Here is a 9,984-nt window from a genome sequence, read left to right on the forward strand (position 1 = left end):
AGGTCGTGCCCCAGCTCACCGACGAGGTCAAGTCCCGCAAGGGCTGACCCCTCCCCTCAGCGGTTCCCGACGGTCCGGGGCCGTGTGGTGTGTACTCACCACACGGCCCCGGACCGCTTTCGATCACCATTGACGCAGGTCCGACGGCCTTATAACTTCACTATACGGATTGTTGATTCCGGGAAGCGGAAACAGTGTGACTGTGGAGGGTGTGGAAATGGGTCAGCAGGAGAAGGTGGCAACGAGCCTCGCCGGTGCGGTCAGCGAGGAGATCAGCGCCTCCCTCACCGCGGTCGATGCCGAGCTCGCCCGTCGCTACCCCGGGGACCCGGGGACGCGCCAGCCGGTCCACACGGTCTATGTCCCGGGCGACACGTTCACCTCCGGCACCATCCGCTCGTGGGGCGACCAGGCGCTGCGGGCCCTCGACGAGCACGCCCCCGACGCGGGCGCGTTCGCCGCGGCCCTCGGCATTCCGGACGAACTCGCCGCGCCCGTCCACGACCGGGTGCGCGCCAAGCTGGAGCGCGAGCCCGTCGAGGACCTGCGCATCGACTTCGAGGACGGTTACGGCCCCCGCCCCGACGCCGAGGAGGACGAGGACGCGGCCCGCGCCGCCCGGCTCGTCTCGGAGGCGTACCGGGACGGTACGGCGGCTCCGTACATGGGCATCCGGATGAAGTGCATGGAGGCGGCCGTACGCGACCGCGGCATCCGCACCACGGACATCTTCCTCACCGGTCTGATGCAGGCGGGCGGTCTGCCCGACGGACTGGTGCTGACCCTGCCCAAGGTGACGTACCCCGAGCAGGTCACCGCCTTCGTCCGGCTTCTCGAAGCGTTCGAGAGCGCGCACGGGCTGCCGGCCGGCCGGCTCGGCTTCGAGATCCAGATCGAGACCAGCCAGTCCATCCTCGCCGCGGACGGCACCGCCGCCGTCGCCCGCATGATCGACGCCGCGCAGGGCCGTGCCACCGGTCTGCACTACGGCACCTTCGACTACAGCGCCTGCGTCGGCGTCAGCGCCGCCTACCAGGCCAGCGACCACCCGGCCGCCGACCACGCCAAGGCCGTCATGCAGGTCGCCGCCGCAGGCACCGGTGTACGGGTGTCCGACGGCTCCACCAACGTCCTTCCGGTCGGTCCCACCCATCAGGTCCACGAGGCGTGGCGGCTCCACTACGGCCTCACCCGCCGCGCCCTGGCCCGCGCCTACTACCAGGGCTGGGACATGCACCCGGGTCACCTGCCCACCCGCTACGCGGCCGTGTACACCTTCTACCGCGAGGGCCTGGAGCAGGCCGCGGCGCGCCTTGCCGCGTACGTGGCCAAGGCCGGTGGCGACGTCATGGACGAACCCGCCACCGCCAAGGCACTCAGCGGGTACCTCCTGCGCGGCATCGACTGCGGAGCCCTGGACACCGCCGAGGTCGCCCGTCTGACCGGGCTGACGCGCGCGGAACTGGACGCGTTCGCGTCGCCGCGCCGGGGCGGGCTCACGGTGACCGCGCCGTAACGGCGCAGCGCACACCGGCCGCACCGCCCCCTGAACGGCCGCGGTACGAGAGGGCCTCGATCCGGCCGGGCCGGCCCCGGGCGCGGCGGCGCCGCCCGGCGGCTCAGAGCCTGTCGGGTGACCTTCGATCGGAGAGCGGACGCGGCATGGTGCGTGCGATTCCCAGGCGCCGGGATGGCCTCGGATGGGGTCTCCCCTGCTCCTTGAGAGCTTGGGGAAGGAGCTACTAGGGCATTTCGGCAACGCCGGAAGCGTGCGCGCCAGGCCGTGGCCGCCCGATCAGAGGTCGCCCGACAGGGTCTCAGGCGGGCGACAGTTCGCCCGAGCCGCGGGGGATGAGCGTGGTGGGGATCTCGACGCGCGCCGGGGCGTGGTCCGCGCCGTCCAGGCGGCGGAAGAGGCGCTCGGCGGCGGTGCGGCCGACCGCGGCTGCGTCCTGCGAGATGACGGTGATGCCGAGCAGGTCGGCCAGTTCGATGTCGTCGAAGCCGACCAGGGCGATCCGGCGTTCCTGCTCCGCGAGGACCCGCACCGCCGTCACCGTCACCCGGTTGTTGCCCGCGAAGAGCGCGGTGACGGGTTCGGGGCCGGAGAGCATCTCCTCGACGGCGGCGCGGACCCGGCCGGGGTGGGTCGGGCCGAGGGAGACCCAGGAGTCCTCGACCGCTGTCCCGGCGTCCGCCATGGCCGCGTGGTAGCCGCGCAGCCGCTCGGTCGCGGTCTGGATGCGCGGCTGGTCACCGATGAAGCCGATCCGGCGATGGCCGTGCGCGATCAGGTGCGCGACGCCCTCGCGGGCACCGCCGAAGCTGTCGGAGAGGACCACGTCGGCGTCGATCCGGCCCGCCGGCCGGTCCACGAACACCGTGGCGACGCCGGCCCTTATCTCCGGTTCCAGGTACCGGTGGTCGTCGCCCGCCGGAATCACGATGAGCCCGTCCACCCGGCGCGCGCACAGGGCGAGCACCAACTCCTGCTCACGCTCCGGGTCCTCGGCGCTCGAACCGTTGATGAGCAGCGCGCCATGGGCACGGGCGACCTCCTCCACCGCGCGGCTCAGGGGCCCGTAGAAGGGGTCGGCGAGATCCTCCAGGACCAGGCCGATCGAGGCGGTGCGGCCCTTGCGCAGGACCCGTGCGCTGTCGTTCCGGCGGAAGCCGAGTGCCTCGATGGCTTCCTGGACCCGGCGTTCGGTGTCGGGCGTGACCCCCGGCTCGCTGTTGACCACACGGGAGACCGTCTTGAGGCCCACTCCGGCACGGGCGGCCACATCCTTCATGGTCGGCCGGTTGCCGTAACGGGTCTCGGAGTGACGGGCGGTCTCGGCCACGGTGCGCTGTCCTGTCGTCGGAGGCTGGCGGCCCGGCGGTCCCGCGAGCGACGCCGCGGAGAGGCCGGGAACTCTGCCGTCGAGCATAGGCCCTGGACAACGTTGTCAGCTGAATGGAGACTGGGGAGACTGTTTACCGAAGCCGCAGGTCCCCGCCACCTACTCACGGAGCCGCACCGATGCTTACCGACCTCGTCGCCGCGCTGGACATCGGCGGCACCAAGATCGCCGCCGCGCTGGTGGACGGCAGCGGCGCGCTCCTCGTACGGGCGCAGCGGCCGACGCCCGCCCGGGAGAGCGCCGAGACGGTGATGGGGGCCGTGACGGAGGTGCTGGCGGAGCTGTCGGGATCACCGCTGTGGGGACGGGCGAGGGCCGTCGGGATCGGCAGCGCGGGCCCGGTGGACGCCTCGGCCGGCACGGTCAGCCCCGTCAACGTCCCCGGCTGGCGTGATTTCCCGCTGGTGGAACGGGTCGGCAAGGCGGTCGGTGGTCTGCCCGTCGAACTGGTCGGCGACGGGGTCGCGATGACGGCGGCCGAACACTGGCTGGGCGCGGCCCGGGGCTACGACAACGCGCTGTGCATGGTCGTGTCGACCGGTGTCGGCGGCGGACTCGTCCTCGGTGGAAAGCTGCACCCCGGTCCGACGGGCAACGCGGGGCACATCGGTCACGTCAGCGTGGATCTGGACGGCGATCCGTGCCCGTGCGGTTCGCGCGGCTGTGTCGAGCGCATCGCCAGCGGACCGAACATCGCGCGCCGGGCGCTGGAGGCCGGCTGGCGGCCCGGACCGGACGGCGACGCCTCGGCCGCTGCCGTGGCCGCCGCCGCGCGCGCCGGGGACCGGATCGCCCTCGCCTCGTTCGAGCGCGCCGCCCAGGCGCTGGCCGCCGGCATCGCCGCCACCGCCACGCTCGTCGAGATCGATATCGCGGTGATCGGCGGGGGAGTGGCCGGAGCGGGCGACATCCTCTTCACCCCGCTGCGCCATGCCTTGAGCCGGTACGCCACGCTCTCCTTCGTGCGGCAGCTCACGGTGGCCCCGGCGGTGATGGGCACCGACGCGGGACTGGTGGGCGCGGCGGCCGCCGCGATCCGCGTGGGCAGGGGCTGAGCGGTGGCGGTCCAGGGTCTTTCGTCCGGGCCAGGCCGGATCAGCGAGCGGGGCCCGGTGCCGGGGCATGCGAGCCCGGCGTGATCCGAACGAGAGGCCCTCGGACGCCGGACGTGCCGGTCCCGAGGTAGCAGACGCGCCGACGATGCCTGATGCCCCGGGGCCCGAACGGCGATCGGAGGTGCGCGACATCGCCGCGCCCCCGACCGCCGGTCACCTCCCCGTCGTCAGCAAGTGATCCGCAGATCCGCCCAGTCTGCGTGGTCGGAATCGATGCCGTCCCCGCCGTCGGTGACCACCAGACGCACGACCTGCGCACCGCTCACATCCGCCGAGAGCGGCTGCGCGGGCATCGCGTTGGTCAGTACGCCGGTCGACGCCGCCTTCGCACCGTCGGCCCACACCTCGAAGGCGACCGTGCCCTCGGCGCCCTTCTCGTCGTCGACCCCGACCTGCGCCGTCACGGCGCTGCACGCCCTGCCGGTGTAGAACTCGACGGCGCTGTCGGCGTGCACACCGAGGCCCTTGGCGAAGACCGTGCCGCCGATGGTGAGCGGATTCCCGTCGCCGGCCTTGCTCTCACCGTTGCTGGTGTCCTTCTCGACCGGACCCCAGCCGTTGGTGGCGGAGAGCATGGGCAGATCGCTCATATGGCTGACACCCGACGGTGGTGCGACCACCACGTGCGCCCGGAACGGGACCGTGGACGCCACCTGTGTCCCGGCCGGTGAGCGGTATCGGGCGGTGAGCGTCAGGTCGTACGTCCCCAAGGCCGTGCCCGCGGGCGCCGTCAGCTGCCAGCGGGTGGTCAGGGCCCGGCCGCTGGGCAGGGCCGGTGATCCGGTCGGTGAAACCGCCCTCACCCGCCAGCCCGAGGGGCCGGTGAGCGCTGCGGACACCTCCGTGGCGGGGGTGCGGCCGAGATCCGTCACCGTCGTCGTGAGCGCGGCGGTCCGACCGGCCTCGATCAACGGGTTCGTGTCGACGCCGAGTTCCACGGCGGGCGGGTGCGCGGCCCACTTGCGGTCGGCGGCGATCCGCAGCAGCACGGTGCCGTGTGCCGGGACGGTCGCCGAGACGCTGCCCGCGGTGTTGTACGTCGTGTGCTCCCACAGGTCGCGCATCGTGTACGCGGTTGCCCTCGGCAGCCCCACGGCCTCGGCCGTCGTCGAGATGCGCTGCGAGTCGCCGGTCTCGTTGAAGAGGGCCACGACGCGGCTGCCGTCCTGCATCTCCTTGGTGACGACCCAGCGCCCGGCGGTGGAGGAGAGCACGGTGCCCTGCTTGCCCAGCGGGTCCTGATCGACCGCGACGACCTCGTGGTTGGAGAGGATCTCGAAGGTCTCCGGACTCGCCTTGCGCAGATCGGAGCCGATGAGCAGCGGGGCCGCCATCACGGACCACATGGAGAAGTGGGTGCGGTACTCCGTGTCCGTCATGCCGCCGTTGCCGACCTCCAGCATGTCGGGGTCGTTCCAGTGTCCCGGGCCCGCGGCGGCGGCGAGGGGCAGGTTCTGCTTCGTGATCGACAGCATGCTGCCCCAGCTGTCATTGATGTCGCCGGTCGTGCGCCAGAGGTTGCCGAGTTCACCGGCCCACTCCCAGGGCTTGTTCTCGCCCCATTCGCAGATGCTGTAGACGATGGGGCGGCCGGTCGCCGCCAGCGCGTCGCGCATCGTCGTATAGCGCTTCTTCGCGTCGACTCCCTGATTGTTGCAGTTGTCGTACTTGAGGTAGTCGATGCCCCAGTCCGCGAACTGCCGCGCATCGCTGTACTCATGGCCGAGCGCACCCGGAAGCCCCACGCTGTCGCAGGTCTTGGTGCCGGCGCTGGTGTAGATGCCGATTTTCAGGCCCTTGGAGTGGACATAGTCGGCGACGGCCTTGATGCCGTTCGGAAAGCGCTGCGGATCGGCCTCCAGTTCGCCGTCCGCATTGCGCTGCGGCTTCGCCCAGCAGTCGTCGAGATTGACGTACTGATAGCCGGCGTCCTTGAGGCCCTTCTCGACGAAGATGTCGGCGATGCCCTTGACCATGGATTCGTTGAACTCGGCGCGACAGTGCGTCGAGTTCCAATTGTTGAACCCCATCGGAGGGGTGAGCGCGAGACCGTTGTCGGCCTGGGGGGCCGGTGCGGGCGCGGGAGCGGGCGAGTCGGCGGCGGCGGGAACGGCAGTCCCCGCAGCACAGAGCAGCCCGGCCAGCAGCGCTCCGATGACTCTGCGATGGCTGGTTCGGGTTGTACGGGTTGGAAGATGACGCATCGTTACGTTCCTCCATACTCGTGCATGATCGGATGACAGCATGTGCACGTCAATTCGTGCGATTACGTTAGGGCGTGTTGAAGTCTGTTGGAAGGGCGGCGGTGCCGGTTGTTCGCCATCTCGTCAAAACCCTTGACGGCACCATCACTTGGGGGTGAGATCCAATCGCACGTTCGGTTGTGTTGGGTTGCATCCCAGAGGAGTTGGGCATGACGCAGTCTGATGACGACAGGTCAGGTGTGCCGGGCAGCGTCGCAGGACATCGGATGTCCCGACGAAGTCTGTTGCGTGGTGCCGCAGTGGGCGCGGGAGCCGTCACGCTTCCCTCGCTGCTCACCGCCTGCGGGAGCGGCCCCGGTGGTGACGGGAAGACGATCACCCTGGGTTCGAATTCGTCCGACCCCATTCCGAAGAAGGCCTTCGCCGACGCTTTCGCGGCGTACGAGGCACAGTCGGGCGGGCGGAAGGTGAAGGTCAACACCGTCGACCACAACACCTTTCAGGAGAACATCAACCGGTATCTGCAGGGCAAGCCGGACGATGTCTTCATGTGGTTCGCGGGCTACCGGATGCAGTTCTTCGCCCAGAAAGGGCTGCTGCACGACATCAGTGACAACTGGCAGGACTACAAGGGCTTCTCGGACGCGCTGAAAGCCCAGTCCACCGGCGCGGACGGCAAGCAGTACCTCACGCCCTACTACTACTATCCGTGGGCCGTCTTCCACCGCAAGAGCCTGTTCGCCGACCGCGGCTACCAAGCCCCGAAGACCCTCGACGAGTATGTGGCTCTCGCCAAGCAGATGAAGAAGGACGAGCTCGACCCCATCGCCTTCTGCGACAAGGACGGCTGGCCCGCCATGGGCACCTTCGACTACATCGACATGCGGACCAACGGCTACGAGTTCCACAAGAGCCTGATGGCGGGTGAGGTCGCCTGGACCGACAAACGGGTCAAGGAGGTCTTCGACACCTGGCGCAGGCTCCTGCCGTACTGCCAGCAGGGGGCCAACGGCCGTACCTGGCAGGAAGCCGCCACCAGTCTCCAGAAGAAGGAGGCCGGCATGGCCGTGTTCGGCCTGCCGCACCCCGGCGCCCAGTTCCCCGAGGGCGAACAGGGCGACATCGACTTCTTCCCCTTCCCCGTCATCAACCCGGAACACGGGCAGGAGGCGGTCGAGGCACCCATCGACGGATTCCTGCTGGCGAAGAAGTCGAAGAACCTGAAGAACAAGAAGTCCCTGGAGAGCGCCAAGGACCTGGTCAAGTGGCTGGCCACCGGGAAGGCCGAGGACATCTACCTGAAGAGCGACCCGAACAACATCGCGGTCAGCGACCAGGCGGACACCTCCGCGTACTCGCCGCTCCAGAAGAAGGCCGTGGAACTGGTCTCCGGGGCGAAGCAGATCTCCCAGTTCCTGGACCGGGACACCCGGCCGGACTTCTCCTCCACGGTTATGATCCCGGCGATCCAGAGGTTCATCAGCAACCCGAACGACGTGGACGGTCTGGTCAACGACATCGAGCGGCAGAAGAAGACCATCTTCGCCGCCGACTGATCCAGGACGTCCCCGACGGAATCCGACCGAACCTGGAGTACCGACCGTGTCGTTCATCTCGGCGCGGCGCACCGGACGGCGGGTCACGCGGCGGTTCACCGGCCGCGACCTCGTCGTACTCGGTGTGCTGCTCGGCATACCCGTCCTGCTCGACATCGCCGTAGTGTGGGGGCCGACCCTCGCCTCCGTCGTGCTCTCCTTCACCAGCTGGGACGGCATCGGTGACATCAAGTGGGTCGGTACGCGGAACTACGCGAACCTCTTCACGAACTACCCACAGTTCTGGCCCGCCGCCCGGCACAATCTGCTCTGGCTCGGCTTCCTCGGTCTGGTGGCCGCGCCGTTCGGGTTGCTGCTCGCCGTACTCATCGACAAGGGTGTGCGTTTCAGCCGTTTCTACCAGTCGACCCTCTACATGCCCGTCGTGCTGTCCCTCGCCGTGGTCGGCTTCATCGCCCAGCTGGTCTTCTCCCGCGACCAGGGTGCCCTCAACGCGGTCATCGGGGACACGCGGTCGCCGACCGACTGGCTCGGCGACCCGGACCTCAACATCTGGATGGTCCTGCTGGCCGCGGCCTGGCGGCACACCGGCTATGTGATGATCCTCTACCTCGCCGGACTCAAGGCCGTCGACCCCTCGCTGAAGGAGGCCGCGGCGATCGACGGGGCGGGCGAGGCCCAGACCTTCTTCCGCGTCGTCTTCCCCACGCTGCGGCCGGTCAACGTCATCGTCGGCGTCATCACCGTCATCGAGTCCCTGCGCGCCTTCGACATCGTGTACGCCGTCAACCACGGCCGCAACGGACTCGAACTCCTCTCCGTGCTCGTCACCGACAACATCATCGGTGAGGCCAGCCGCATCGGTTTCGGCTCCGCCATCGCCGTCGTCCTGCTGGTCGTCTCCCTGGGATTCGTCGCGACGTACCTGGTCCAGGAACTCCGAGGGGAGAAGAACCGTTGACCGTTCACACCGCCCCCGCGCGCCCCAGCGCCCCGCCGACGCCACCGGCCCCGGCCGTTCGGCGCCGGGTCCGCCCCGGCAGGATCGGCGTCCACGCCTTCCTGATGGCGGTCTCGCTCGCCTTCCTCGCCCCGCTGCTGCTCGCGGTGTACGCCTCGCTGCGGCCGTACGACGAGACCTCGGCGCACGGCTACTTCTCGCTGCCGCGCCACCTCTCCCTGGACTACTACCGCCAGGCGTTCTCCGACTCAGGCATGACGAAGTACTTCGTCAACACCATGATCATCGCGGTTCCGGGAGTGCTCGTCACCCTCTTCCTCGCCTCGTTCGTGGCCTTCGCGCTGGCTCGACTGCAGATGCGTGGCGGGCTCGTCCTGTTGATGCTCTTCACCGCCGGGAACCTGCTGCCGCAGCAGGTGATCGTCACACCGCTGTACGTCGTGTTCAACCGCATCCCGCTGCCCTACTGGATGTCCGACTCGATGACGATGTTCGACTCGTACTGGGCCGTCGTCACCGTCCAGGTCGGCTTCCAGCTCGGTTTCTGCGTCTTCGTGCTGGCCAACTTCATGCGCACCCTGCCACGGGAGATCCTGGAGGCCGCCGTCGTCGACGGCGCGGGCGTCTGGGCCCAATACTGGCGGATCACCCTGCCGCTGTGCCGCCCGGCCCTGGCCGCGCTCGGCACGCTCCAGTTCACCTGGATGTACAACGACTTCCTGTGGGCACTGGTCTTCATCTCCGACGGCGACAAGCTCCCCATCACTTCGGCCCTCAACAACCTGCGCGGTCAATTCTTCACGGACTACAACCTCCTTGCCGCAGGCTCGGTGATCGTCGCGCTGCCGACACTCGTGGTCTTCCTGCTGCTCCAGCGCCACTTCATCGCGGGGCTCACGCTGGGCTCCAGCAAGGGGTAGCCCAGGTCTCAGTGGCCGCGGTCCGTCGGCTGCTCCGGCACGACCACCAGGAACGCGTCCTGCTCCAGATCCATCACGACCTCGGCCGCCACGCCCTCGCAGCGGCGGGCGGCCGCGAATTCCTCCGCGGGCCGGCTGCCTCGCGGCCCTCCCGCGGGAAACCGCTCAAGTACTGTCCGACGCACGGTGTACCCCCTGGTCGTCGATCCGGCCTGTCCGCTCCAACGGGCATTGTCACGTTGGCTGACCGGCGTGGGATGATCTTGGAGTTGGTCGTGCTGGGGAGGGGTTCGCTCGTGTCGTCCGCGCCGCCGTCGTACAA

At 69.3% G+C, this 9,984-nt stretch carries 8 protein-coding genes; 5 read left to right on the forward strand and 3 right to left on the reverse strand.

The window, feature by feature from the left end; all coding sequences use genetic code 11:
• The first annotated feature begins 217 nt into the window (after positions 1 to 217).
• Positions 218 to 1,516 carry a DUF6986 family protein gene (locus ACZ68L_RS45955; RefSeq protein WP_469590767.1) on the forward strand — a complete coding sequence of 433 codons (1,299 nt, stop codon included), beginning with the start codon at positions 218 to 220 and terminating at the stop codon, positions 1,514 to 1,516.
• A gap of 301 nt (positions 1,517 to 1,817) precedes the next feature.
• Here ACZ68L_RS45955 and ACZ68L_RS45960 read toward each other — a convergent pair whose 3' ends face one another.
• Entirely contained in the window at positions 1,818 to 2,846 is a 1,029-nt protein-coding gene (locus ACZ68L_RS45960) for a LacI family DNA-binding transcriptional regulator (RefSeq protein WP_469590755.1), read from the reverse strand.
• 179 nt (positions 2,847 to 3,025) lie between these two features.
• Between ACZ68L_RS45960 and ACZ68L_RS45965 the strand changes: the two genes are divergently transcribed.
• On the forward strand, positions 3,026 to 3,961 hold the full coding sequence (locus ACZ68L_RS45965) for an ROK family protein (protein WP_469590756.1): 936 nt from the start codon (positions 3,026 to 3,028) through the stop codon (positions 3,959 to 3,961).
• A gap of 227 nt (positions 3,962 to 4,188) precedes the next feature.
• On the opposite strand, the gene ACZ68L_RS45970 is transcribed toward ACZ68L_RS45965, so the two are convergent.
• The gene (locus tag ACZ68L_RS45970) at positions 4,189 to 6,225 is read right to left on the reverse strand and encodes an NPCBM/NEW2 domain-containing protein (RefSeq protein ID WP_469590758.1); all 2,037 of its coding nucleotides are present in this window, start codon (positions 6,223 to 6,225) and stop codon (positions 4,189 to 4,191) included.
• Positions 6,226 to 6,491: 266 nt separating this feature from the next.
• Between ACZ68L_RS45970 and ACZ68L_RS45975 the strand changes: the two genes are divergently transcribed.
• From ACZ68L_RS45975 to ACZ68L_RS45985, 3 genes are read left to right on the forward strand one after another with little or no spacing between them, the layout of a single operon-like run.
• Positions 6,492 to 7,781 carry an ABC transporter substrate-binding protein gene (locus ACZ68L_RS45975; protein WP_469590760.1) on the forward strand — a complete coding sequence of 430 codons (1,290 nt, stop codon included), beginning with the start codon at positions 6,492 to 6,494 and terminating at the stop codon, positions 7,779 to 7,781.
• Between the two features lie 46 nt (positions 7,782 to 7,827).
• Positions 7,828 to 8,742: a carbohydrate ABC transporter permease gene (locus ACZ68L_RS45980; protein ID WP_469590762.1), complete on the forward strand. Its 915-nt coding sequence runs from the start codon at positions 7,828 to 7,830 to the stop codon at positions 8,740 to 8,742.
• Positions 8,739 to 9,662 carry a carbohydrate ABC transporter permease gene (locus ACZ68L_RS45985; RefSeq protein ID WP_469590763.1) on the forward strand — a complete coding sequence of 308 codons (924 nt, stop codon included), beginning with the start codon at positions 8,739 to 8,741 and terminating at the stop codon, positions 9,660 to 9,662. Before ACZ68L_RS45980 ends, ACZ68L_RS45985 begins: the two co-directional genes overlap by 4 nt.
• An 8-nt stretch (positions 9,663 to 9,670) precedes the next feature.
• Here the strand turns inward: ACZ68L_RS45985 and ACZ68L_RS45990 are convergent, their stop codons facing one another.
• The gene (locus ACZ68L_RS45990) at positions 9,671 to 9,847 is read right to left on the reverse strand and encodes a hypothetical protein (protein WP_469590765.1); all 177 of its coding nucleotides are present in this window, start codon (positions 9,845 to 9,847) and stop codon (positions 9,671 to 9,673) included.
• Positions 9,848 to 9,984 lie beyond the last annotated feature (137 nt).

This window comes from Streptomyces sp. NPDC104309 (assembly GCF_055584025.1).